We start from the raw sequence: 24,392 nt of genomic DNA, 5'->3' as shown, positions 1-24,392 counted from the left end.
GCCTCCGCCCGGGCGGCCGTGCGCGGCAGCAGCCGCAGCCGCAGGTGCGGGCCGCCCTCCCAGTACCGCAGGTAGAAGTACTCGTCGATCAGCCCGTCCCGCCGCAGGTCGGCGACCAGCGGCCGGACGGTCCGCACCAGCAGCGCGGTGGCGTCGGCCGTGCTGAACGCGTGCAGGCTCAGCCACTCCCGGCCGCTCCCGCGCCCCGGCTCAGCCACGACCGGCCCCCGCCGTCCGAGGGTCGGCACCCGGGGCGACCTCGGGGTCGACACCCGGGTCGGCAGCGGAGTCGGCACCGGGCTCGGCACTCGGCTCGGCACTCGGGTCGACCTCGACGACGTACTCCACGACCCGTCGTCCGAGGTCGCCGAGGACGGGCGCGGCCACCGGGTCGGGCAGCGCCTCCTGGAACAGCAGGACGCGGTCGGGGCGGGTGAGCAGCCGGTGGAACAGCAGGACCAGGTCCGGGTTGGCGAGGTCGAGGAACATCGGCTTGCGGTCGCGCAGTTCCCCGAGGTCCCCGGGGCGCTGCGGTTCCCGCCCGCCGGCCGGCTGCCGCGGCGCGGGGCGGTCGGGGACGGCCCGTACGAAGGTGCGCTCCGGCACGCCGTGCCGGCGGGCCCAGTCGGTCAGCCGCAGCAGGTAGTGGGCCTCGTGCTCGCCGCGGCTCGGCCGCGGGACGGCGTCGGCCCGCACGCACCACGAGGCCCGGGCCACGACGACCCGGCCGACGGCGGTGCGCGGCCGGTGCAGGACCTCCCGGGAGTGCGCGGCGGGCGTGGTCGTCAGCAGCTCCCACAGCCCGGCCGAGGGCCCGGGGGTCTCGCCGAACAGCCTGACCAGGAGCAGCATCAGCGGCGGCAGCAGCCGGTCGGCCATGGTGCCCAGGTGCAGCGGCCGGACCTCCGGCCCGTCCGGTCCGTGGCGCAGCACGAGCCGCCGCCGGTCCGGGTCGTGGTCGACGAAGAGCTCGGCGGCGGGCAGGCGCTCGGCCGCGGGCCGGTGGCTGTCGACGCCCGGGGTGTCGATCTCGAAGCGGACGCCGTCGGCCCGCAGGTTGAGGTTGCTGCCGAAGGCGCCGCCGCTCTCGGCGAACAGCACGCCGCCCGGGCGGTCCGCCGGACCGTCGGCGGGTTCTGCCGTCCGGTCGGCGAAGTCCCCCTTCTCCTGGGCGAGTTCCGGCAGGACGCGGCGCAGCCTGGCGGTGCCGTGCCCGTGGCCGGCGCCGACGCCGTTGAGGACGAGGTCGAGGTCGCCGTCGTCGTCCCGGCCGGCCTCCTGCACGTAGCAGGACAGCGGTCCCGGGGCCGACCGGTGGGGGGCCAGGTCGGCGAGCAGCCGGTCGACGGCGCGGGCCGGGAGGCGGACGACGCCGTCCCCGTCGGCGGGGTGGTCGCGCAGGAAGCCGATCGCCTCGGCCCGGAGGCCGGCGAGCTCCCGGACGGCGGGCACCGGGCTGGCGCCCGGCGGGTGCCCGCCGGCCGTGGCCGGGTTGAGCAGGGCGCGCAGTTCGGCCGCGGCGCTGCCGGGTCGGGCGTCCCGGAGCCGGGTGACGAGGGCGCGGTGGAACAGCGGGAACGGGACGGGCCCGGCGTGGTCGGCGAAGACCTCGGCCGCGACCAGCCGCAGTGCGGCATCGGGCCGGAACAGCGCGAGCAGCCGCCCGACGGCGGCGAGGTCCGCGAGCGCGCCCGCCCAGCGCTGGGGGTCGCCGTGCAGGACGACCTCGGTGAAGACGGCGTTCTCGTGGAAGAGGTTCTTGCGGGGCGGCGCCTGGGTCCGGTCGCCGGGCGTGCCGTAGGTCTCCAGCAGGCCGGTGATCTCCCGGTCCACCCGCCGGTGCAGCGCCGTCCGGACCGCCGCCGACGACCCGGGGTAGGCGGCCAGGGCGCGCCGGACGGCCTGCAACTGCCGCTTTCCGTCGGGGAGTTCCCAGCGTTCGAGGTGGCGCAGCAGCTCGCCGAGGTGGTCCGGGGACTGGTCGGCGAACGGCAGCGCCGCCTCCAGCAGGCCGACTTCGACGAGTCTGGCGAGGTAGGCCGTCGCGGTCTCCGTCACAGTCGTCGCCGAGGTTGCCGCCGTCACCTCCGCCACCGCCGCCACCGCGTCGGACCGGGCGGCCGACCCGCCGGCGCGGGCCGCGAGGTGGTCGCGCAGTTCGGCGGCGGTGCGCGGGCCGCCGGCCCGCAGGAGGTCGACGCAGGCCCGGGCCGCTCCGTCCGCGGCGACCGACAGCACCCGCTCCGACCAGCCCGGTGCGACGAACCAGAAGCGGCCGTCCTCCTCGCACAGCGTCGGATTGACCCGCAGCACCCGGCCGCGCGGCGGCGTGCGGGGCCCGGCCAGTGCGTGCGCCAGCCGCTGCATCACCCAGACGTTCGGCTCGACGACACTGTGCCAGGCCGTCACGCCGGTCGGCGCGACGGCGGAGCCGCAGCGGCGCCACTCGCCGAGGCCGGTCACGGTGAAGGTCGCGTACGGGCTGGTCTTGGCGGCCGCCCGGGCCAGGTACTTGACCAGGCGCAGCCTGGTGCGGCGGGCCGGCTCGGTGCCGGCCGGGGAGTCGAGCCACGCGGTGAGCGCGTCCGAGAGCATCGGGTTGCCCTGGACCAGCCCGTGGCGGAAGGCCGGGTTCGCGGTGTGGCGGCGTACGGCGGACAGGGCGTCCGGGAGGTCGCGGTCGTAGCGGTCCGGGAGCGCCGCGAAGTCCGCCCGGTGGGCGCGCAGGGCGGCCAGCCAGGCGTCGATCCGTTCGGCGAGGGCGGGCGGCAGGGCCTGCCGGACCTGGTCCGACCAGACCGCGGGGCCGGGCACGCTCGCGCCGTGGAGGCTGCGGCGCAGCGCCACCACCCGCGGTTTCAGCTCGGAGCCGGCCAGCGCGCCGATCACCGGGTGGCAGGCGTCGGCCAGGCGCGTGCCCTCGTGGGCCAGCCGGTCGCGTTCCGCGAGCAGGTGGTCCACCGCGGAGCGGACGGCCGGTCGGCGCAGTTCGTGCAGGGCGTCGGCCGGCAGGCCCGCGACGCGGACGGCGAACCGGCGGACGGCAGGGGTGGTGGGGGGAATCACGGTGGGAACGCCGTTTCGTCTCCGGAGGGTCCGACGGGCTCTTCCCAGCGCGCCGGAGGGGTACCGCCGGTCAGTCACCGGTGGTCGTGCTGCCGGGGAGCGTCCCGCAGGCCCTCGCCGGGTCCGACGGGACCGGCGGGACGCTCCTCAGTGGCTACCCGTCGGGCGGGTGCCCTGCCCGATCGATCAGGTCAGGCTGAAGTAGCAGTGGCAGCCGTAGGGGGCGCAGGAGGCGCCGACCTCGGTGTGCGCACTGTCGGTGGCCAGCGAACCGATGGCGTCGCCCTCGGCGAGCTCGATGCCGGTGACGTCCAGGGCGTCCAGGTCGAGCGAGTTCAGCTGCATGTCCATGGTGACGGTCCTTCCTCTCGTTCCGTCGGCCCGTTCGGGCTGACAGGAGAACCTTCACAAGCGCCGATCTACAGCCGATATACGGAGAGCGCCGTCTCCGTCCACGGCCCGGACACCCTCCGGTGGCCCACCTCAGGCCCGGTAAAGTTAGCTGAGGCACACCTAACTTGTACGGACCGGGGAGAGAGATGGCGAGGGACGGCCAGGAGGCCAGGCGCCCGCACGGCGAGCTCGTGGCGGACGTGCTGGCGGTGCTGTGGGCGGCCGGGGAGCCGCTGACCGCCCAGCAGGTCAAGGGCGCCCTGCACCAGGACCTCGCCCGGACGACGGTGGCGACGATCCTCACCCGCCTGCACGAGAAAGGGACCGTGGCCCGCACCCGGCCGGGGCGTTCCTTCGCGTACGCGCCCGTCGCGGACGCCGCCGGGCTGGCGGCCGGCCGGATGCGCCGGGAGCTGGAGAAGGAGCCGCACCGGGACCTCGTCCTGAAGCGGTTCGTGTCCTCGCTCTCGGCGGACGACGGGGACGCCCTGCGCCGCCTCCTCCTCGAAGCGGAGGGCGGATCCCCCGCGGCCGTGGCGGGCGAGGGAGCAGCGGGAACAGCGGGAGGCGGAGCATGACGCTGTTCCTCGTGATCGTCGCCCTCGCCGTCGCCCTGCCCTGGGCAGCGGTGCCCGCGGCGGACCGCCTGGCCGGACTGCTCCCGCCCCGCGCGGCCTCCTTCGTGCTGACCGGGGCGGCGGTGCTCCTCGCGGGCGGCACGCTAGCGGCGCTGGTCGGCCTCCTCCACGTGCCGTTCCTCGCGGGGCTGGAGCACATGGCGCTCGGCCGGGTGGTCGCGGACTGGCCGGCGGCGCTGCCGGTGGCCTGCGCGGCCGGGGCGCTGCTCGCCGCGCAGGCGGTCCGGCTCGCGCTGGCCGCGCGCCGCCACCGCGCGCTGCTGGCGCGTGCCTGGGAGCTGACCGGCGCGGCCACGCCCGGGAGCGACCTCCTGGTCGTGCCGGGCGAGGAGGCGGAGGCCTTCGCCCTGCCCCGCCACCGGGGGCGCGCCGGCCGGGTCGTCGTGACGGAGGGCATGCTCAGGGCCCTGACACCGTCGGAGCGGGCGGTGCTGCTCGCGCACGAGCGGGCCCATCTGCACGGACGCCACCACCTGCTCGCGGGTGTCACCGACCTGGCCGCCGCCGTCCATCCGGCGCTGGGGCGGCTGCGCACCGCCCTGGAGTTCCACCTGGAGCGGTGGGCGGACGAGGCCGCGGCCCGGGTGGTGGCCGACCGGCGGACCGCCGCGACCGCCATCGCCCGGGCCGCGCTGGCCGGTGCCGGTGCCGGTGCCGGACGGTACGGCGGCGGCCGGTACGGCGACGGACGGCACGGCGGCGGCCGGGTGCTCGCCGTGGACACGGGGCCGGTGCCCCAGCGGGTGCAGGCGCTGCTCGGACCGGAGCCCGCCGGGCCGCAGGGGCGCGGACCACGCCTGGCCGCCGCCGCGTTCTGCGTCGCGGTCGTGTGCTCGGCCCTGCTGGCCGTCGGGCTCGCCTACGGCCTGCACGAGTACGTGGAGTACGCGGCGGAGCGGATCGCCGGCCGCTGACGCGTGAGCGGTGCGGCGGGGTGCGGCCCGGTGGCAGCCCGGTGGCGGCCCGGTCAGGCGCGGCCGAGGACCTGGGTGACGGTGATCTCGATGACCACCCGGTCCGGGTTCTCGCGCGGCGGGCGGTAGCGCTCGGCGTAGCGGCGCTCGGCGTCGGCGACCTGCTCGGCGGCGTCGCGCACCACCGCGACGCCCTCCAGGGTGGACCAGCGGGCCCGGTCCACCTGGCAGACCGCGACGCGCAGGCCCTCGGGTCCGGCCGCCGCCACGTTGCGGGCCTTGCGGCTGGTACGGCTGGTGATCACCCGGGCGGTGCCGGTCTCCGGGTCGAAGGTCACACCGACCGGCACCACGTGCGGGGTGCCGTCGGGCCGGGTGGTGGTCAGGGTGGCGATGTGCCGCTCGCGCCAGAAGGCGAGGAAGGCGTCGTCGAGGTCACGCGGGTCATGGGCCATGATCGCGATCGTACGGCCCCCGGGGCGGCGTCCTCCCCGGGGGCCGTACGGTACGCGGCGAGCAGCCTTGGGACTGCGTACGGGGCCTCAGTGCCCGCGGGCGATCCACTCCGGCAGGGCCGGGGCCTCGGCGCCGATGGTGGTCGGGTCGCCGTGGCCGGTGCGCACCACCGTGTCGGCCGGGAGCGACAGCAGCCGCTCGCGGATGGACTCGATGATGGTCGGGAAGTCCGAGAAGGAGCGCCCGGTCGCGCCCGGCCCGCCGTGGAACAGGGTGTCGCCGGTGAACACGGTGCCGAGCCCGGGGGCGTGGAGGCAGACCGCGCCGGGCGCGTGGCCCGGGGTGTGCAGCACGGTCAGCTCGGTGCCGGCCACCTCGATCCGCTGCCCGTCGGCGAGTTCGCCGTCCGGGAGCCGTTCGGGGTGGGTGAGCTTCCACAGCGGGAGGTCGTCCGGGTGCAGCAGGATCGGCGCACCGGTGCGCGCGGCCAGCTCCGGGGCGGCGTCGATGTGGTCGTTGTGGGCGTGGGTGGAGACGATCGCCAGCAGCCGGCGGCCGCCGAGGGCGGCCTCGATGGCCGCGGCGTCGTGCGCGGCGTCGATCACCACCGCCTCCTCGTCGTCGCCGACGATCCAGACGTTGTTCTCCACCTCCCAGCTGCCGCCGTCGAGTTCGAAGGTCCCGGCGGTGACCAGGCGGTCCACTCGGGTGGTCACAGGATCACCACCGAGCGGAGGACGTCACCGTGGTGCATGCGCTCGAAGGCCTGCTCCACCTCGTCGAGCCCGATCCGCTCGGTGACGAAGGCGTCCAGGTCCAGGCGGCCCTGGAGGTGGAGGTCGATCAGCATCGGGAAGTCCCGGGAGGGCAGGCAGTCGCCGTACCAGGAGGACTTGAGCGCGCCGCCGCGGCCGAAGACGTCCAGCAGCGGCAGGTCCAGGGTCATCTCCGGGGTCGGCACGCCGACCAGGACGACGGTGCCCGCGAGGTCGCGGGCGTAGAAGGCCTGCTTGTAGGTCTCGGGGCGGCCGACGGCCTCCACCACGACGTCGGCGCCGTTGCCGCCGGTGAGCTCGCGGATCGCCTCGACCGGGTCGGTGGTGCGGGAGTTGACGGTGTGGGTGGCGCCCAGGGAGCGGGCCTTCTCCAGCTTGCGGTCGTCGATGTCCACCGCGATGATCTTCGCCGCGCCCGCCAGCCGGGAGCCCATCACGGCCGCCCCGCCGACGCCGCCGCAGCCGATCACGGCGACGGTGTCGCCGCGGCCGACGTTGCCGGTGTTGATCGCGGCACCGAGGCCCGCCATCACGCCGCAGCCCAGCAGGCCCGCGACGGCCGGGTCGGCGGCCGGGTCGACCTTGGTGCACTGGCCCGCCGCGACCAGGGTCTTCTCGGCGAAGGCGCCGATGCCCAGCGCCGGGGACAGCTCGGTGCCGTCGAGCAGCGTCATCTTCTGCTTCGCGTTGTGGGTGGCGAAGCAGTACTGCGGGCGCCCGCGCTTGCAGGCCCGGCACTGGCCGCACACCGCGCGCCAGTTGAGGACGACGAAGTCGCCCGGCTCGACCTCGGTGACGCCCTCGCCCACCGACTCCACGACACCCGCGGCCTCGTGGCCGAGCAGGAACGGGAACTCGTCGTTGATGCCGCCCTCGCGGTAGTGGAGGTCGGTGTGACAGACGCCGCACGCCTGGATCCGCACCACCGCCTCGCCCGGCCCCGGGTCCGGCACCACGATCGTGGTCACCTCCACGGGTGCGCCCTTGGCGCGCGCGATGACTGCCTTGACCTGCTGGGCCATCCGATTCCACCTCCGTCGGCCGGTACGGCTACGCACCGGCGTGACCTGCGACAAACGACTGCGAGAGAACTCTAGAAGCACTTCCGAAGGAGTGCCTACGAAGGGTAGCGCCCGCCCGGCCGGGCGCATGTGCCACAGGCATGCCCGGCAGTCCTGCCGGGCCCACCGGGCACTCGCCCCCGCGCGGCCCCGGCGCGGCCCCGGACCAGGGGCGCGCGGGCGGCGGTGAGCGCCCGTCAACGTGCCACGAACTGCCCGGAAAGCGCCACCGTTGGCTGGAAGTGCCGCAGACGGGCACCCCGCCGTCCACGTACGGTCGTAGCAGAGACGGTCCACGCGACCACGCTCAGCACACCCGCCCCACCTGACGGCACGCCACCGCGCGCCGCTCGTGCCGGGCGCGTACCGACCGTACGCCCCCGCACGTTTCGCGCCATCCCGCGCCATCCCGCGGACGGGCCCGCGCCCCCGCGCGGGCAGCGTTCCCGGTCCCACCGCGTCCCACCGCACCGCCGGCCCCGAGTCGAGCCGCCCCGGCCGAACCGCCCGTCCCGCACGAACCCCGGATCCACCCCCCGTCGGGCCGCCCCGCGCGGTCCCTGCCCTGGAGTCTGGAGTACGGATGTCCACCGAGAACAGTGCGACCGGTGCCGGCACCGGCACCGCCCCGCTCCCCCCGATGCACTGCCTGCGCCACCTGGAGCCCGGTCCGCCCCGGCTCGCGGCGCTGCCCACCGGCACGCCGGTCTGGCTGGTCAGCCGGCACGCCGACGTCCGGCAGGTGCTCACCGACCCGCGGCTCGGGCGCGCCCCGCTCTACGCGCCGGACGCCCCGCCGCTCATGGTCACGCCCAACATCCTGGACGACCCGCAGAGCATGCTGAACATCGACGGCACCGAGCACCAGCGGCTGCGCCGCACCGTGCAACGGGCCTTCACCCCGCGCGCGATCGCGCGCTGGAAGCCCTGGGTCGCCTCGGTGATCGAGTCGCTGATCGACGAACTGATCGACCACGGCTCGCCCGCCGACATCGTCGCCACCTACACCCGGCCGCTGCCGGTCCTGGTGATCAGCCGGTTGATGGGCCTGGACAACCTCGACAGCAAACGGCTCGCCCACTGGAGCGACCACGCGCTCTCCACCACCGCCCACAGCGCCGAGGCGATCGCCACCGCGATGACCGAGTTCGCGGCCTTCGGCGCCGAGGTGATCGCCGAGCGCCGCGCGGAACCCGGCGATGACCTGGTCAGCAGCCTGCTGTCGGCCGCCGCCGAGGACGGCTCGATCACCGAGGGGCAGCTGATCGCCCTGGTCATCGGCCTCGTGGTGGCCGGTCACGAGACCACCATGACCAGCCTCGGCAACGCCCTGGTCTACCTGCTCCAGGACGGCCGGGACGCCTGGCAGCGGCTCGCCTCCGACGAGGCCAGCGCCGCCGCCGCGACCGAGCAGATCCTGCGCGCCGTACCGCTCGGCGACGCCGCCGAGCACATGCCCGGGCTGCTGCGCCGCACGGTGGAGGACGTCGAGATCGGCGGGGTGGTCATTCCGGCCGGCAGCGTCGTCGCCGCCGACACCGGCACCGCCAACCAGGACCCGGAGGTCTTCACCGGGGACCTGCGCACCGAGCTGTTCTCCCCGCTGGCCGCGCCGATGCTCACCTTCGGCGCCGGACCGCACCACTGCCTGGGCGCCTGGCTGGCCCGGATGGAGCTGGAACTCGCCCTGCACCGGCTGGCCCGCCGGCTGCCCGCGCTGCGGCTGGCCGACGAGGCCCGGGACATCGACTGGCGGCGCGGGCTGCTCACCCGCAGCCCCAACACCCTGAGGGTCACCTGGTGACGGGGGGTCCGACCGGGCCCGCCGACCCGGCGGCGGCCGAATCCGTGCTGGTCCGGGTCGACCGGGACCGCTGTATCGGCTCCGGGATGTGCGCCCTGAGCGCCCCCGGGTCGCTGGCCCTCGACACCGACGGGCAGGCCCGGCCGGTGGCCGGGTACGCCGTCGGCGGAGCGCAGTTGACGGACGGGCTGACCGAAGCGGTGGAGTTCTGTCCGGTCGAGGCGCTCACCCTGTTCTCGGCCCGGGGCGGCTACCGGATCGAACCTGCGGAGTGACGCACCGGACGGAGTGACCCGCCGGACGGTGTGACCCGCCGGACCGGGTGACCACCTGATCCGGTGCCCCGTGACCTTCTGATCCCCGGTGTCGTGTCGACGGCCTCCGCCGCGCACGGCACCGGGGATCAGCGTGCGTCGCGGGCTCCCCCGCGCGGGGCGGCGGCCAGGGCGGCGCGCAGTTCGGCGGCCGGGTCGCCCTCGTGGTACGGGCGTTCGCTGGGCTCGATGTGGTCCAGGAACTCCTGGTAGCGCAGCGCGTAGGACACGTGGTGGAGCGGAGCGGCGAGTTCGAGGGCGCGGTGCGGGTCCGAGCCCGGGGCGTGCTCGCGCCAGGCCGCCGTCCAGACCTCGGCGTGGTGGTGCCAGGCCGCCGGGGTGAGGTAGGCGCGGGGGCGCAGCCCGTCCAGGGCCGGGTGGCCGAGGCAGGCGTCGGCGTAGTCGACCACGACCGGGCGGGCGTCGCCGGTGCGCCAGTTGCCGGGGTGGAAGTCGCCGTGCAGCAGTGTCTCCGGGAGGCCGCAGGCGGCCAGTTCGTCCAGCAGCGCGGGCAGTTCGGCGGCGAACCGGTGCAGTCGGTCGCGTTCGGGTGCCGTCAGGTCGGTCTCGGCGGGGAGCCGGTCCAGCAGCGCCGTCAGTTGGGTGTGCAGCATGGTGGGCGTGCGGTCGCGCAGGCCGGCCAGGGCCGTGGGCCGCCCGGCCAGCGCGGCCTGGGCGGCGACGAAGCGCGGGACGACGTCGGCGACGGTCGCCTCGCTCGGGCTCCAGCAGTCCTCGCCGGGGACGTGGTCGAGCAGCAGCCGGCCGGCGGCCGGGTCGGCGGCGAGCACCGGCGGGACGAGGGCGGGGTCGACGCCGCCGAGCAGCGCGATCACCTCCCCCTCGGCGGCGTTGAACTCCGGGCCGGTGGTCTTCAACCAGGCGTCGGCCCCGACGGGGGAGGGGAACCGGAAGAGGCCGGAGAGGTTCCAGGTCCGGATCTGCCGCGCCGCCCCGGTCGGCCGGCCGAGGTCGGCGAGCCGCTCCCGCGCCCATTCCAGCGCGGAGCGCAGCCCGTCCGGGGTGGCCCAGGCGGCCCGCCGGGCGGCGGGGGCCAGCAGCGCGGCCGTCCCGGCGTCCGGCGGGCGGGGCGTCAGGGCGGCGGGCGCCCGGAGCGCCTCGGCGTGGTAGCGGACCCGGCCGCCGTGGCCCGGGTCCGCGCTGTGCCCGTCGAGGAGTCTGGTCACCAGCACCGGCACGCCGGCCAGTTCGGTGGCCCGGGCGACCACGCCGTCCACCGCCGACCACCAGCCGAGGTCCGTCTCGAAGGGGCCCAACTGCCCGTAGTAGGCGCCTTCGTGGGTGAGGTCGACGGTCACGGTCCGGCTGTTCGCTCGCTGCATCCGAGCAGCTTCGCCCACGGAGCAAGGCGGTGGCGACCGGTTTTTCCCGGGAGGCGGACCCGTTCGTCGCGGGAGCCACCGCGAGGCTGCGCTGCCCGGAGCCTCCTGCCGGCGTTCCCACCCGGTCCGTCGCACCCGGGAGTCGTCACCGGGATCGACGTCAGAGGTCGTCGAGCGGCTCGTCCAGGACGCCTTCGCGCGCGATGATGTAGCCGAGGTGGCCCCGGCTGCGGCTGCCGAGGAGCTCACTGGCCTTCTGGATGTGGCTGGAGACCGTACGGGTGCTCATCCCGAGGCGGCTGGCGATCGCCTCGTCGGTGAACCCGTTGACCATCAGCCGCAGGACGTTGCGGCGGGTGCGGTCGGTGAGCAGCTGGGGGCGGTGGTGGCCCTCCAGGTAGGTGACGGGCTCGGCGCGTTCCCACATCAACTCGTAGATCTTGAGCAGGTACTCGACCAGGGGCGGGAACTGGATGAGCACCGCGGCGGCCTCGCGCTGGGCGCCGGCCGGGATGAAGGCGGTGGAGCGGTCGCAGATGATGATCCGGTCGAAGACCTCGTTGAGGGTGCGCACCTGGGCGCCGCGGGCGGAGACCTGCTCGATGTAGGCGAGGGTCGGGCCGTGCGAGCGGACGGTGTGCTGGTAGAGGGTGCGCTGGCGGACGCCGCGTTCGGCGAGGGCGAGGTCGCGCGGGAGGGCGGCGGCCAGGTGGTCGGCGCCGCGGCCGCCGCCGGGCTGGGCAGTGCGCAGTTCCTCGGTGCAGGCCGCGACGGCCTTCTCCAGCGCCGGGTTGATCTCTTCGCCGGCCAGCAGGCGGATCGGGAGCTGGGCCTGTCTCATCACGTCGCGGTAGGCGTGCTCGGCGGCGGTGAAGGCGGTGCGCAGTTCGGCGAGCTGCTCCTGGTGGGCCAGCACGGCGAGTTCGAGCGGCCGGGTCAGGCCGGTGACCGCGAGGTCGGGCGGGACGGGGGCGAGCCGGTGCCCGGCGCCGGGCAGGGTGCGCAGCAGGCCCATGCTGACCAGGCATTCCGGGGCCTGTCCGGCGCTGGCACCGCCCTCGGCGAGTGCGATCCGGTAGAACTCGACCCCCCGGTCACACAGTTGGGGTGTCCCCATTTCCGCGCTGGTGTCCTGGGATAGGCACATCTGGGCATCCTTCCGGCTTCGGCATTGCGCTTTCACGAATGCCCGCACCGGCAACAGCCAGACGTCCGGAAGGGCAGGATGGTGCTCACCTGCCGTTCGGACGCATCCCCCCCGGGCCACGACAGCCGCGAGTGTACGCCCTAAAGGCGCGGAAATCAGCGGTTGACGGCGAAACCGGGCATGCCCGGCAACGGCGTCCGACGGTGGTGACGGCGAGGACGACCGTACCCGGCTGCGGTAACGGGCGGATGGCCGCCGCATTGCGCGCGTCGCCCCGTCAGGGCGGCCGGAGCGAAGGGCCGGTGGACCGGCCCGGCCGACGGACGGACGGAGGGCACCCCCTTGTTGCGAGCTGACCCCGACCCGCCCCCGCCGGTGGAGACGCCCGGCCCGGTGGATCGAGCCGGACCGGTGGATCCGGCCGGGCTCGTGGACCCCGCAGGGCTGGTGGATCCGGCCGGGCTGGTGGACCAGCGGTTGGTGCGGCAGCTCGCCGAGGCGGCCGCGGCCCAGGTCGGCGCGGGCTCGGTGCAGTTGCTCGGCGACGGCGGCCTGCTCCAGGCGCTGGCCAAGCAGTTGATCGAGCGTGCGCTGGAGCTGGAGTTCCAGGAGCACCTGCGCGGCCCGGGCACCAACAACCCCGCGGGGGCGGCCGGCGGCCCGGGCGGCTCCGGCGGGCCCGCCGGCCACCGCGGCCCCAACGGCCCGAACGGCGCCCGGGCCAGGCGGTTGCTGACCGAGATCGGGCCGGTCGAGGTGCGGGTCCCCCGGGACCGGGAGGGCAGCTTCGCCCCCCGTACGGTCCGCCCCCGGGCACGCCGACTGCCGGGGCTGGACCGACTGGTGGTCTCGCTCACCGCGCGCGGCCTCAGTTCGGGCGAGCTGGTGGCGCACCTGGCCGAGGTGTACGGGGTGGAGATCAGCCGGGAGACCGTCTCGGTGATCACCGACCAGGTCCTCGACGAGCTCGCCGACCGGCGCGGGCGCCCGCTGGACCCGGTGTACCCGGTGGTCTTCGTCGACTCGGTGCGCAGCGGGCGTTCGGGCGGCCCGCTGGTGCACCTGGCGCTGGGGATCTCCACGGACGGGCTGCGCGAGGTGCTGGGCCTGTGGCCCGCCGAGGACGGCGAGCAGTGGCCGCAGGTGCTGGCCGGGCTGGCCGAGCGCGGGGTGCGCGAGGTCTGGGTGCTGGTCGGTGCCGCCGGTGCGGGGCTGGCCGAGGCGGCGGCCGCGCGGTGGCCGCGCACCGTGGTGCACACCTCGGTGGCGCACCTGCTGCACGCCGCGCTGCGGCACGCGCCGGGCGAGGACTGGGGCGGGCTGGCCCGGGTGCTGCACGAGATCTGCACGGCGCCCACCGAGGCGGCGGCGCTGGAGCGGCTGGGCCGGGCCGAGCGGGAGTGGGGGCCGGGCCACCGCGAGGTGTTCCGGGTCTGGCGGGCGGCGTGGCCGCTGCTCGCCCCGGGCTTCCGGTTCGGCCCGGAGGCACGGCGGCTGCTGGCGGGCGGGGGTGCGCTGGAGCGGTTGCACGCCCGGCTGCGCCGGATCGAGCAGGCCGCGGGGCGGGTGCGGGACGAGCGGGCCGCGCTCAAGCGCGTCTACCTGGCGACCCTCGCCCTGGAGTCGCCGGCCGGGGCCCGCCGGCCGTGGACCGGGGACTGGCCGGCCGTCCGTGCGGAGCTGCGCCGGGGCTCTCGGCGCTGATGCCGTCCAACTGCCTCTGCTTTACCGATAGTTGACCTTATCTCAGCAATCCCGGCCGTGACCTGTCGTGGGCGCTCCCGACCTCCGTCGGCCCGGGCTCCCGGCCTCCGCGGTGGGGTTCCGGCCGCGCCGGGCCGCCGTGCGCCCGCCTTCCCACCACTGATCTGACAGACCCAGGTGTTCTTTGCATCAGTTCTGCCCGATTTTGGCACAGTCTGTTCACGCTTCCGGTTCCCGCATTGCGTGATCCCGATAACGGCCAGAGCTTCCACGCCAGTTTGGGCCTCGGCAGGATTCATTCACAGCGAGGAGCGCACACACCGCCCGCCTCAGGAAGAGGAATTCGCCATGACGAATCTTGCCGTTCGCATTCACAAGATGCTCGGGATTCTCGCCGTTCTCGTGGTCGCCGGGATCGGCGTCCAGATGCACGCCGCACCGTACCAGTCCACCGTTGCCGCAGGTCCCTCGGCCGTGCACGGGGACGACTCCGGCTGGGGCCCGTGAACGCACTGGGGCGAACCCGGTGAACCGCCGGCCGACGTGAGCCGTTCACCGCGCGCCGACGAAATTCCCCCCTCCTCGTAATTCTCCCAACAGAGAGGAAACCGACGATGGCGAACCCGTTCGACGACCCCGAGGCCGACTACCTCGTCCTGGCCAACGACGAGGGCCAGCACTCGCTGTGGCCGGTGTTCAGCCCGGTGCCCGACGGCTGGCACCAGGTCTTCGGCGCGGCTCGCCGGCCGGAGTGCGTCGAGTACGTGGAGCAGAACTGGCAGGACCTGCGGCCGAAGAGCCTGGTCGCCCACCTGTCCGGCCACTGACCGACCGGCCTGACCGGCCGTCACCGACCGGCCACCGATCAGCCACGCCGACCACGCCGACCGGGCCGACCGCCCGCGGGTCACGCAGCAACGAGGGAGAGAGAAGCAGATGTCCGGGGACCAGCAGACGCACAGAACCGACCCGCGGCCGGGACCGGCCGAGGTGCTGTGTCGACTGTTCGCGGAGGTGCTCGGCCGGGAGTCGGTCGACCCCGCAGCGGGCTTCTTCGAGCTGGGCGGCGACCGGCCCGCCGCCGTACGGCTGCTGGCCCGGGTGCGCGCCGAGCTCGGGTTCCGGGTGCCGCTGCCGCTGCTGCTGGACGCCCCGACCCCGGCCGATCTGGCCACCCGGCTGGCCGACCCGGCCCCGACCGCTCCCGATGCGGCCCCGGCCGCCGCCGACCCGCGCACGACCACCGCCGACCCGCGCCCGACCCTCGGCGCCCTGGTCGACGCCCAGGTCGCCCGAACCCCGGACGCCCCCGCGCTGTACGCCGGGTCCACCACCCTCACGTACGCCGAACTGGACGCCCGCGCCAACCGGCTGGCCCGGGTGCTCGCCGCCCGCGGCCTGGGCACCGAGGACGTGGTCGCGCTCGCCCTGCCCAAGTCCCCCGAGGCGGTCGCCGCGATCCTGGCCGTCGCCAAGACCGGCGCCGCCTGGCTGCCCGCCGACCCGGCCTACCCCGCCGAGCGGCTGCGCCACATGCTCACCGACTCCCGCGCCGCGCTGGTGCTCACCACCGCCGACGCCGCCGAGCGGCTGCCCGACACCGGCGCCCCCCGGCTGCTGCTCGACTCCGCCGCGCACCTCGCCGACCTGGCCGACCGGCCCGGCACCCCGTTCACCACCGCCGAGCGGGTCCGGCCGCTGAGCGCCGACCACACCGCGTACGTCATCTACACCTCCGGCTCCACCGGCCTGCCCAAGGGCGTGGCCGTCACCCACACCGGGCTGCCCAGCATGATCGGCACCCAGGTCGCCGCCACCGGCGTCGGCCCCGGCAGCCGGGTGCTCCAGGCCGCCTCGCTCAGCTTCGACGTCTCCGTCTCCGACCTGGCCGTGGCGCTCACCACCGGCGCCGCGCTCGTCCTCCCCCGCGAGCAGAGCCAGCTGGTCGGCGAGGCGCTGGCCGAACTGATCGACCGGTACGGCGTCACCCACGCCGACGTCGCCACCGCGATGGCCGCCACCCTGCCGGACGCCCCGCTGCCGACCCTGCGCACCCTGATCGGCGGCGGCGAGGCCATCCCGCGCGAACTGGCCGCCCGGCTCGGCCGGGACCGGCTGATGCTCAACAGCTACGGGCCGACCGAGACCACCGTCATCGTCACCATGAGCGAGCCGCTCACCGGCACCGAGCAGCCCCCGATCGGCCACCCCTGCCAGGACGTGCGGATCCACCTGCTGGACGAGCGGCTGCGCCCGGTGGAGCCGGGCACCGTCGGCGAACTGTACGTCTCCGGCCCGCACCTGGCCCGCGGCTACCTGGGCCGCCCCGGCCTGACCGCCGACCGCTTCGTCGCCTGCCCGTTCGGCGCGCCCGGCGAGCGGATGTACCGCACCGGCGACCTCGGCACCCTCCGCCCCGACGGCCAGCTGGACTTCCTCGGCCGGGCCGACGACCAGGTGAAGATCCGCGGCTTCCGGGTCGAGCTCGGCGAGATCGAGCAGACCCTCTCCGCCCACCCCGGCGTCCGCCAGGCCGTGGTACTGGTCCGCGAGGACCGCCCGGGCGAGCGCCGGCTGGTCGGCTACACCGTCGGCACCGCCGACCCGGCCGAGCTGCGCGCCCACTGCGCCGGGCAGCTGCCCGACCACATGGTGCCCGTCGTCGTGGTGCTGGACCGGATGCCGCTGACGCCCAACGGCAAGGTGGACAAGCGCGCCCTGCCCGCGCCCGCGCTCGGCACCGCCGAGGAGGGCGGCCGGGCCCCGGCCGGCGAGGTGGAGCACGCCCTCGCCCGGCTCTTCGCCGAGGTGCTCGGGCTGCCCCGGGTCGGGGTCGCCGACTCCTTCTTCGAGCTCGGCGGCGACTCCATCGTCGCCATCCAACTGGTCTCCCGGGCCCGGCAGGCCGGACTCCGGCTCACCCCCCGCGCCGTCTTCGAGGCGCCCAGCGTCGAGGCGCTGGCCCTGCTCGCCCGCCCGCTGGAGGGCCCGGTCGCCGTCGAGCCGCCCGGCGCCGGCCTCGGCGAGGTGCCGCCCACCCCGATCGTGCACTGGCTGTCCGAGCAGCGCGGCGCCGTCGGCAGCTTCTACCAGTCCACCCTGCTCACCCTCCCCGCCGGGACCGGGCAGCGGGACCTCACCACGGCCCTCCAGGCGCTGCTCGACCACCACGACCTGCTGCGCGCCCGCACCTCCCCGCTCGCCGAACGCCCCTGGACGCTGCACGTCCCCGCCCCCGGGGCCGTCCCCGCCGAGGAGGTGCTGAGCAGCGTCCCCGGCCCGGCCGACCCGGACGCCCTGCGCGCCGCCACCGAGGCCGCCCGCGACCGGCTCTCGCCCGAGGACGGCCGGATGCTCCGGGCCGTCCGCTTCGAGGCCGGCCCGGACCGGCCCGCCCGGCTGCTGCTGGTGATCCACCACCTGGTGGTGGACGGCGTCACCTGGCGGATCGTCGAGGAGGACCTGCTCGCCGCGCTCACCGCCGCCCGCGCGGGCCGCACCCCCGAGCTCCCGCCGGTGCCCACCTCCTTCCGGCGCTGGGCCCAGCGGCTCACCGCCGAGGCCCGCAGCGACCGCCGGGCCGCCGAACTCCCGTACTGGCAGGCCGCACTGGCCACCCCGGACCCGCTGCTCGGCGCCCGCCCCCTGGACCAGGCGAAGGACACCTACGCCACCGGCGGCACCATGCGCGTCGTGCTCCCCGCCGACACCACCCGGGCCCTGCTGACCGAGGTCACCGCCGCCTACCACGCCCAGGTCAACGACGTCCTGCTGACGGCGCTGGCGCTCGCCCTCACCCACTGGCGCGGCGACGCGACGGACCCCGACGGCGCCGTACTGGTGAACGTCGAGGGGCACGGCCGCGAGGAGGTGGTCGAGGGCGTCGACCTGCACCGCACCGCCGGCTGGTTCACCTCCGTCTACCCCGTCCGGCTCGCCCCCGGCCCGCTCACCTGGGCCGAGGTCACCACCGCCGGACCGGCGCTCGGCCGGGCCCTCGGCCTGGTGAAGGAGCAGCTGCGCGCCGTCCCCGACAACGGCATCGGCTACGGCCTGCTGCGCCACCTCAACCCGGCCACCGCCGAGGTGCTCGCCGAACACGCCGACCCCCAGGTCGAGTTCAACTACCTGGGCCGCTTCCAGCCCGAGGGCGTCAGCGCCGACGACGTTCACGCCGGGGCCGAGGCGATGACCGAGGGCGCCGCCCCCGACCTCGCGCTCGGCCGGGTGCTGGGCCTTGACGCCACCACCGTCGACACCCCGCAGGGCCCGCTGCTGGTCGCCCAGTGGTCCTGGGCCGGCGAACTGCTCGACGAGGAGCGGGTGCGGGCCCTCGCCGAGGCCTGGTTCACCGCCCTGCGCGCCCTCGCCGAGCACGCCGAACGGCCGGACGCCGGCGGGCACACCCCCGCCGACTTCCCGCTCGTCGCCCTCGACCAGGACGAGATCGACCGGCTCGCCGAACTCCACGCCCCCGCACGGCTGGTGGACGTCTGGCCGACCTCCCCGCTGCAACAGGGCATGGCCTTCCACGCCGCGTACGACACCGACGGCGCCGACGTCTACACCTCGGTCTGCACCTTCGACCTCACCGGCCCGGTCGACGCCGACCGGCTGCGCGCCGCCGCCGAGGCCCTGCTGCTGCGCCAGCCCAACCTCCGGGCCGGCTTCCACCAGCGCCCCGACGGACCGCCCGTCCAGGCCGTCCCGGACCGGGCCGCACTGCCCTTCACCGTCCTCGACCTGACGGGCCACGCCGACCCGGAGGCCGAGGCCGACCGGATCGCCGCCGCCGAGTACGGCCGCCGCTTCGACCTCACCCGGCCGCCGCTGCTGCGCTACACCCTGCTCACCCTCGCCCCCGGCCGGCACCGGCTGATCGCCGCCGCCCACCACATCCTGCTGGACGGCTGGTCCACCCCGCTGTTCGCCGAGGAACTCTGGGCCCTCTACTTCCGGCAGCCGCTGCCCCCGGCCGCCCCCTACCGGGAGTACCTGCGCTGGATCACCCGGCGCGACGGCGCCGCCGCCCGCACCGCCTGGGCCCAGGCCCTCGCGGGCGTGGACGAGCCCACCCTGCTCGCCCCCGGCCGCACCACCCACTCCCCGCACCTGCCGCTGCGCCTGCACACCGGCCTCACCCCGGCGGCCACCGAGGCGCTCGGCCGCACCGCCCGCCGCTACGGCGTCACCCTCAACACCCTCGTCCAGGCCGCCTGGGGCGTCCTGCTGGCCCGGCTCACCGGCCGCACCGACGTGCTCTTCGGCACCACCGTCTCCGGCCGGCCGCACGACCTGCCGGGCGTCGAGCGGATGATGGGCCTGCTCATCAACACCGTGCCGGTGCGGGTCACCCTCGACCCGGCCGAGTCCTGGGGGCAGCTGCTGCTGCGCCTCCAGCACGAGCAGTCCGCACTGCTGGACCACCAGCACCTCAGCCTCACCGAGATCCAGCAACTCGCCGGACTGGGAAGCCTGTTCGACACCGTCACGGTGTACGGCAACTACCCCGACCCGTCCGCCCTGGACGCGGCCGACCCGAGCGGCGCCACCCAGGTCACCCTGGTCGAGGACGTCGACAGCGCCCACTACCCGCTGCTGCTCGCCCTCACCCCGGGCGACGGCCTCCAGCTGCGGCTGGACCACCAGCCGGACGCCTTCGGCCCCGCCGAGGCCCGTACGCTGCTGGACCGCTTCCTCGCCCTGCTCGACCGGATCGTCGCCGATCCGGCCGAACTCCTCGGCACCGTCGAGGTGTTGACCGGTGACGAGCGCGAGCGGCTGCTGTCGGGCGGGCACGGGCCGGCGGCGGAGCTGCCCTCGGGGAGCGTCCCCGAGCTGTTCGAGGCCCAGGCCGCCGCGACGCCCGAGGCGATCGCCCTGGTCGCGGGTACCACCGAGCTGTCGTACGCCGAACTCAACGCCCGGGCCAACGGTTTGGCGCTGCGCCTGGCCGAGGCCGGGGTGCGGGCGGAGACGCCGGTCGCCCTGCTGCTGGAGCGCTCCCCCGCCCTGGTCATCGCCCTGCTCGCGGTGCTCAAGGCCGGCGGCAGCTACGTCCCGCTGGACGACGCCCAACCGCAGGAGCGCCTCGCGGCCGTGCTCACCGACGCGGGCGCCCGGATCGCCGTCACCGACCGCGACCACCCCGCACTGGCCGGGCTGACCACCCTCGCGGTCGGCGAGGAACGTGCCGCCAATCTCGATCTCCCCTTGCGTGCCGCCCAGTTGGCCTATGTGATGCACACCTCGGGTTCGACCGGGACACCGAAGGGCATCGGCGTCACCCACCGCTCCGTCGTCGACCTCGCCCTCGGCGGCACCTTCGCGGGCGGCGCCCACGAACGCGTCCTGGTCCACTCCCCCACCGCCTTCGACGCCTCCACCTACGAACTCTGGGCCCCCCTGCTCTCCGGCGCCCGCCTCGTCCTCGCCCCGCCCGGGCGACTCGGCGTCACCGAACTCACCGACACCCTCCAGCGCGGCGGCGTCACCGCCGCCTGGATGACGGTCGGCCTGTTCAACGTGCTGGCCGCCGAGGCGCCGCAGGCCTTCGCCGGGCTGCGCGAGGCGTGGACGGGCGGGGACGTCGTCTCGCCGGTCGCGCTGCGCCGGGTGCTGGAGCACTGCCCCGGACTGCGGGTGGTGAACGGCTACGGCCCCACCGAGACCACCACCTTCGCCACCCACCACCGGATGACCACCCCGGCCGAGGTACCGGACAGCGTCCCGATCGGCCGCCCGCTCCCCAACACCCGGGCCTACGTCCTCGACAGCGGTCTGCGGCCCGTCCCGGTCGGCGTCCCCGGCGAGCTCTACCTCGCCGGACACGGCCTGGCCCGCGGCTACGTCGGCCGCCCCGCCCTCACCGCCGAACGCTTCGTCGCCGACCCCTACGGCGCCCCCGGCAGCCGGATGTACCGCACCGGCGACCTCGCCCGCTGGACCACCACAGGAGAACTGGAGTTCGCCGGTCGAGCGGACGACCAGATCAAGCTGCGCGGCTTCCGGATCGAACTCGGCGAGGTCGAGAGCGCGTTCACCGCCCACCCCGCCGTCGGCCAGGTCGTCGCCGTGGTCCGCGAGGACCGGCCCGGCGACAAGCGCCTGGTCGCCTACGTCACCGGCGACGCCCCGCTCGACGAACTGCGCGCCTTCGTCACCGACCGGCTGCCCGGCTACATGCTCCCGGCCGCGATCGTCACCCTGGACGCGCTGCCCGTCACCCCCAACGGCAAGGTCGACCGCCGCGCCCTCCCCGCCCCCGACTACACCGGCACCCCCGAGGGCCGCGCCCCGCGCACCGGGGCCGAGCGGGCGCTGTGCGAACTCTTCGCCGGGGTCCTCGGATTGGCCTCGGTGAGCATCGACGACGACTTCTTCGACCTGGGCGGCCACTCCCTGCTCGCCACCAAGCTGGCCAGCCGGATCCGCGCCGCCCTGGGCGCGGAGCTGCCGATCCGCACCCTCTTCGACCGCCCGACCGTGGCCGCCCTGGCCGCCGCCCTGCCGACCGTCGACACCCCGGCCCGCCCGGCGCTGCGCCCGCAGGCCAGGCCCGCCCTGGTGCCGCTCTCCCCCGCCCAGCAACGCCTCTGGTTCATCGAGCAGTTCGAGGGCCCGAGCGCGCTCTACAACACGCCCGTCGCGGTCCGGCTCACCGGCGCGGTCGACCACTCCGCCCTGGAACTGGCGCTGCGCGACGTGGTGGCCCGGCACGAGGTGCTGCGCACCCTCGTCCCGACCACCGACGGCCGGCCGCACCAGCTGGTCACCGAAGCCCCCGAACTCCCCCTGCGGGCCGTGCCGGTGGCCGACGAGGAAGCGCTGCGCACCGCCCTGGCCGAGGCCGGCCGGGAGGTCTTCGACCTCGCCCGCGACCTGCCCGTCCGCGCCACGCTGTTCTCCCTGCCGCACGACGAGCACGTCCTGCTGGTCCTGATGCACCACATCGCCGCCGACGGCTGGTCGGTCGCCCCGCTCTTCCGCGACCTCGCCACCGCCTACCGGGCCCGCCACGCCCACACGGAACCCGACTGGCGGCCGCTGCCCGTCCAGTACGCCGACTACGCCCTCTGGCAGCGCGAGCTGCTCGGCGACCAGGAGCAGCCCAGCGCCCTGCTGAGCGCCCAACTCGCCCACTGGCAGCAGGCCCTGGCGGACGCCCCGGAAGAACTGGCGCTGCCCTACGACCGCCCGCGCCCGGCCGCGCCGACCCACCGCGGCGGCCTGGCCACGGCCGTCGTCGACGCCGAACTCCACGCCGCGCTGGCCGAGTTGGCCGCCGATCGGCAGGCCAGTCTGTTCATGGTCCTGCAAGCCGCCGTCGCCACCCTCTACACCCGCCTCGGCGCCGGCACCGACCTCCCGCTCGGCACCCCCGTCGCCGGACGCACCGACGAAGCCCTGGACGACCTGGTCGGCTTCTTCGTCAACACCCTCCTGCTGCGCACCGACACCTCCGGCAACCCCGGCTTCCGCGAACTCCTCGACCGCGTCCGCCGCACCGACCTGGACGCCTTCGACCACCAGGACCTCCCCTTCGAGCGCCTGGTCGAACAGCTCAACCCCACCCGCACCCCGGCCCGCCACCCGCTCTTCCAGACGCTCATCGCCCTGGAGAGCCGCGCGGCCGTCCCCACCGCCTTCGGCGACCTGGCCTGCGCCGAGCACCCCTTCGAACTGGACGTCGCCAAGTTCGACCTGTCCTTCCGCTTCACCGAACAGGGCCCGCAGGCGGGTCTGACGGTGGCGATCGAGTACGCGACCGACCTCTTCGACCCGGCCACCGCCAGCGCGCTCGCCGAGCGCCTGCTGCGGGTGCTGCGCGCCGTCGCGGCCGACCCCGACGCGCCGATCGGCACCGTCGAGATCCTCGACCCGGCCGAGCGCGAGCAGCTGCTCACCGGCTGGAACGACACCGCGCTCCCCGTCCCGGACGCGACCCTGCCCGAGCTGTTCGAGGCCCGGGCCGCCGCCACCCCCGACGCGGTGGCCGTGGTCACCGACGGCGGACGGCTGAGCTACGCCGAACTCGACGCCCGGGCCGAGCACCTGGCCGCCGACCTCGCCGACGCGGGCGTCGGCACCGACACCCCGGTGGTCCTGCTGATGGACCGCTCCGCCGAGCTGCTGACCGCCCTGCTGGCCGTCCTCAAGGCCGGCGGCAGCTACGTCCCGCTGGACGACCGGCACCCGGCCGAGCGGCTGCGGCAGATCACCGCCGAGACCGGGGCGGCGCTCGTCCTGGTCGACGCGGCCCACCGCGACCACCCGCTCGCGGCCGACGCCCCCTGCCCCGTCCTGACGCTCACCCCGGAGCGCTTCGACGGCCCGCTGCGGCGGCGCTCCCACCGCCCCGCCGTCCACCCGGAACAGCTCGCCTACGTGATGTTCACCTCCGGCTCCACCGGAGTGCCCAAGGGCATCGCCATCACCCACCGGGACGTCGTCCAGCTCGCCACCGACCCGTGCTGGCAGCACCCCGACGGGCTGCGGGTGCTGTTCCACGCCCCGCACGCCTTCGACGCCTCGACCTACGAGATCTGGGCGCCGCTGCTCTCCGGCGGCCAGGTGGTCGTCGCCCCGGCGGGCGACCTGGACGCGGCCGCGATCGGCGCGCTGGTCCGGACGCACGGACTCACCCACGTGCACGTCACCGCCGGCCTGTTCCGGGTCATCGCCGAGGAGGACCCGGGCGTCTTCGCCGGGGTGCGCGAGGTGCTGACCGGCGGGGACGTGGTCTCCGCGCCCGCCGTGCGCAGGGTGCTGGCGGCCGTCCCCGGGATCGGCGTGCGGGTGCTCTACGGCCCGACCGAGATCACCCTCTGCGCGACCCAACTGCCGCTGCCCGCCGCCGATTCGGTGCCGGACACGGTGCCGATCGGCCGGCCGATGGCGAACACCCGGGCGTACGTCCTGGACGACGGCCTCCAGCCCGTCCCGGTCGGCGTCCCCGGCGAGCTCCACCTCGCCGGAGCCGGTCTGGCCCGCGGCTACCTCGGCCGCCCGGCGCTCACCGCCGAGCGCTTCGTCGCCTGCCCGTACGGCGGCAAGGGCGAGAGGATGTACCGCACCGGCGACATCGTCCGGCGCCGGTCGGACGGCGTGCTGGAGTTCCTCGGCCGCGCCGACGACCAGGTCAAGATCCGCGGCTTCCGGATCGAGCTCGGCGAAGTCGAGGCCGCCCTCACCGCCCACCCCGCCGTCCGCCAGGCCCTCGCCCTGGTCCGCGAGGACCGGCCCGGCGACAAACGTCTCGTCGGCTACGTCACCGGCGACGCCACCCCCGGCGAACTGCGCGCCTTCGTCACCGACCGCCTCCCCGGCTACATGCTCCCGGCCGCCGTCCTCGTCCTCGACGCCCTCCCCGTCACCGCCAACGGCAAGGTCGACCGCCGCGCCCTGCCCGCCCCCGACTACAGCGGCGCCCCCGAGGGCCGCGCCCCCCGCACCACCCAGGAGCGGAGCCTGTGCGAGCAGTTCGCCCAGGTGCTCGGGCTGGGCACGGTCAGCATCGACGACGACTTCTTCGACCTCGGCGGCCACTCGCTCCTCGCCACCAAGCTGGTCAGCCGGATCCGCACCGCCCTGGGCGTCGAGATGACGATCCGCACCCTCTTCGACCACCCCACGGTCGGCGAGCTCGCCGACGCGCTGCCCGCGGCCCGCAAGGCCCGGCCCGCCCTCCGGCCGATGCGCCGGCCCGGCGGTCCGGCGTAGGGCCTCCCCGGTCCTCGCGGGTCCCCGCAGCTCACCGCTCGTCGCAGGTCGCGC

16 protein-coding genes are annotated in these 24,392 nt (G+C 75.7%); 8 read left to right on the top strand and 8 right to left on the bottom strand.

Features of this window, described 5'->3' with window-relative positions; all coding sequences use genetic code 11:
* From ACFXPX_RS23500 to ACFXPX_RS23490, 3 genes are all read right to left on the bottom strand, one after another.
* The coding region (locus ACFXPX_RS23500; protein WP_380643055.1) for a lantibiotic dehydratase C-terminal domain-containing protein at positions 1-218 on the bottom strand (218 nt) is incomplete at its 3' end.
* Positions 211-3,066: a lantibiotic dehydratase gene (locus ACFXPX_RS23495; RefSeq protein WP_380643053.1), complete on the bottom strand. Its 2,856-nt coding sequence runs from the start codon at positions 3,064-3,066 to the stop codon at positions 211-213. The genes ACFXPX_RS23500 and ACFXPX_RS23495, both read right to left, overlap by 8 nt.
* Positions 3,067-3,252: 186 nt before the next feature.
* Positions 3,253-3,417, bottom strand: a complete 165-nt coding sequence (locus ACFXPX_RS23490) for a hypothetical protein (protein ID WP_360234200.1) — start codon at positions 3,415-3,417, stop codon at positions 3,253-3,255.
* A 188-nt stretch (positions 3,418-3,605) separates the two neighbouring features.
* Between ACFXPX_RS23490 and ACFXPX_RS23485 the strand changes: the two genes are divergently transcribed.
* Positions 3,606-4,037 carry a BlaI/MecI/CopY family transcriptional regulator gene (locus ACFXPX_RS23485; RefSeq protein ID WP_380643052.1) on the top strand — a complete coding sequence of 144 codons (432 nt, stop codon included), beginning with the start codon at positions 3,606-3,608 and terminating at the stop codon, positions 4,035-4,037.
* Complete coding sequence (locus ACFXPX_RS23480; protein ID WP_380643050.1) at positions 4,034-5,011, top strand: M48 family metalloprotease; 978 nt, start codon at positions 4,034-4,036, stop codon at positions 5,009-5,011. The genes ACFXPX_RS23485 and ACFXPX_RS23480 overlap by 4 nt, the downstream gene beginning before the upstream one ends.
* Before the next feature lie 53 nt (positions 5,012-5,064).
* Here the strand turns inward: ACFXPX_RS23480 and ACFXPX_RS23475 are convergent, their stop codons facing one another.
* From ACFXPX_RS23475 to ACFXPX_RS23465, 3 genes are all read right to left on the bottom strand, one after another.
* The gene (locus tag ACFXPX_RS23475; protein ID WP_375891640.1) at positions 5,065-5,466 is read right to left on the bottom strand and encodes a pyridoxamine 5'-phosphate oxidase family protein; all 402 of its coding nucleotides are present in this window, start codon (positions 5,464-5,466) and stop codon (positions 5,065-5,067) included.
* Between the two features lie 87 nt (positions 5,467-5,553).
* Entirely contained in the window at positions 5,554-6,183 is a 630-nt protein-coding gene (locus ACFXPX_RS23470; RefSeq protein WP_380405249.1) for an MBL fold metallo-hydrolase, read from the bottom strand.
* Positions 6,180-7,265: an S-(hydroxymethyl)mycothiol dehydrogenase gene (locus ACFXPX_RS23465; RefSeq protein ID WP_375891644.1), complete on the bottom strand. Its 1,086-nt coding sequence runs from the start codon at positions 7,263-7,265 to the stop codon at positions 6,180-6,182. The genes ACFXPX_RS23470 and ACFXPX_RS23465 overlap by 4 nt, the downstream gene beginning before the upstream one ends.
* Positions 7,266-7,887: 622 nt before the next feature.
* Here ACFXPX_RS23465 and ACFXPX_RS23460 point away from each other — a divergent pair.
* A complete protein-coding gene (locus ACFXPX_RS23460; protein WP_375891646.1) occupies positions 7,888-9,108 on the top strand; it encodes a cytochrome P450 in 1,221 nt (406 codons plus the stop codon).
* On the top strand, positions 9,105-9,383 hold the full coding sequence (locus ACFXPX_RS23455) for a ferredoxin (protein WP_380522684.1): 279 nt from the start codon (positions 9,105-9,107) through the stop codon (positions 9,381-9,383). The genes ACFXPX_RS23460 and ACFXPX_RS23455 overlap by 4 nt, the downstream gene beginning before the upstream one ends.
* Before the next feature lie 128 nt (positions 9,384-9,511).
* On the opposite strand, the gene ACFXPX_RS23450 is transcribed toward ACFXPX_RS23455, so the two are convergent.
* Together ACFXPX_RS23450 and ACFXPX_RS23445 are read right to left on the bottom strand one after the other, a co-directional pair.
* Positions 9,512-10,765 carry a phosphotransferase family protein gene (locus tag ACFXPX_RS23450; RefSeq protein WP_380643048.1) on the bottom strand — a complete coding sequence of 418 codons (1,254 nt, stop codon included), beginning with the start codon at positions 10,763-10,765 and terminating at the stop codon, positions 9,512-9,514.
* Positions 10,766-10,925: 160 nt separating this feature from the next.
* Positions 10,926-11,912, bottom strand: coding sequence for a LuxR C-terminal-related transcriptional regulator (locus ACFXPX_RS23445; RefSeq protein WP_375891652.1), 987 nt, complete (start codon positions 11,910-11,912; stop codon positions 10,926-10,928).
* A gap of 429 nt (positions 11,913-12,341) precedes the next feature.
* On the opposite strand from ACFXPX_RS23445, the gene ACFXPX_RS23440 reads away from it, so the two are divergent.
* The 4 genes from ACFXPX_RS23440 to ACFXPX_RS23425 all read left to right on the top strand — a co-directional run bounded on the left by ACFXPX_RS23440 (position 12,342) and on the right by ACFXPX_RS23425 (position 24,338).
* Entirely contained in the window at positions 12,342-13,616 is a 1,275-nt protein-coding gene (locus tag ACFXPX_RS23440) for an IS256 family transposase (protein WP_380589778.1), read from the top strand.
* A 378-nt stretch (positions 13,617-13,994) separates the two neighbouring features.
* Positions 13,995-14,123: a hypothetical protein gene (locus ACFXPX_RS23435; protein ID WP_380522687.1), complete on the top strand. Its 129-nt coding sequence runs from the start codon at positions 13,995-13,997 to the stop codon at positions 14,121-14,123.
* A gap of 107 nt (positions 14,124-14,230) precedes the next feature.
* Complete coding sequence (locus ACFXPX_RS23430; RefSeq protein ID WP_375891657.1) at positions 14,231-14,443, top strand: MbtH family protein; 213 nt, start codon at positions 14,231-14,233, stop codon at positions 14,441-14,443.
* A 109-nt stretch (positions 14,444-14,552) separates the two neighbouring features.
* Positions 14,553-24,338 (top strand): amino acid adenylation domain-containing protein, encoded by a 9,786-nt coding sequence (locus ACFXPX_RS23425; RefSeq protein WP_380643046.1) that lies wholly within the window; start codon positions 14,553-14,555, stop codon positions 24,336-24,338.
* The last annotated feature ends 54 nt before the right edge of the window (positions 24,339-24,392 follow it).

The organism is Kitasatospora sp. NPDC059146 (assembly GCF_042786665.1).
In the GTDB taxonomy this organism is placed as follows: Bacteria; Actinomycetota; Actinomycetes; order Streptomycetales; family Streptomycetaceae; genus Kitasatospora.
This window is presented reverse-complemented; position numbering and strand designations above follow the sequence as displayed.

What these genes read in the sequence shown, in the direction of transcription:
- ACFXPX_RS23465 (WP_375891644.1), bottom strand. Translation starts at nt 7,265, where the DNA reads ATGGCCCAGCAGGTCAAGGCAGTCATCGCGCGCGCCAAGGGCGCACCC.
- ACFXPX_RS23475 (WP_375891640.1), bottom strand. Translation starts at nt 5,466, where the DNA reads ATGGCCCATGACCCGCGTGACCTCGACGACGCCTTCCTCGCCTTCTGG.
- ACFXPX_RS23480 (WP_380643050.1), top strand. Translation starts at nt 4,034, where the DNA reads ATGACGCTGTTCCTCGTGATCGTCGCCCTCGCCGTCGCCCTGCCCTGG.
- ACFXPX_RS23450 (WP_380643048.1), bottom strand. Translation starts at nt 10,765, where the DNA reads ATGCAGCGAGCGAACAGCCGGACCGTGACCGTCGACCTCACCCACGAA.
- ACFXPX_RS23485 (WP_380643052.1), top strand. Translation starts at nt 3,606, where the DNA reads ATGGCGAGGGACGGCCAGGAGGCCAGGCGCCCGCACGGCGAGCTCGTG.
- ACFXPX_RS23460 (WP_375891646.1), top strand. Translation starts at nt 7,888, where the DNA reads ATGTCCACCGAGAACAGTGCGACCGGTGCCGGCACCGGCACCGCCCCG.
- ACFXPX_RS23445 (WP_375891652.1), bottom strand. Translation starts at nt 11,912, where the DNA reads ATGTGCCTATCCCAGGACACCAGCGCGGAAATGGGGACACCCCAACTG.
- ACFXPX_RS23430 (WP_375891657.1), top strand. Translation starts at nt 14,231, where the DNA reads ATGGCGAACCCGTTCGACGACCCCGAGGCCGACTACCTCGTCCTGGCC.
- ACFXPX_RS23425 (WP_380643046.1), top strand. Translation starts at nt 14,553, where the DNA reads ATGTCCGGGGACCAGCAGACGCACAGAACCGACCCGCGGCCGGGACCG.
- ACFXPX_RS23490 (WP_360234200.1), bottom strand. Translation starts at nt 3,417, where the DNA reads ATGGACATGCAGCTGAACTCGCTCGACCTGGACGCCCTGGACGTCACC.
- ACFXPX_RS23435 (WP_380522687.1), top strand. Translation starts at nt 13,995, where the DNA reads ATGCTCGGGATTCTCGCCGTTCTCGTGGTCGCCGGGATCGGCGTCCAG.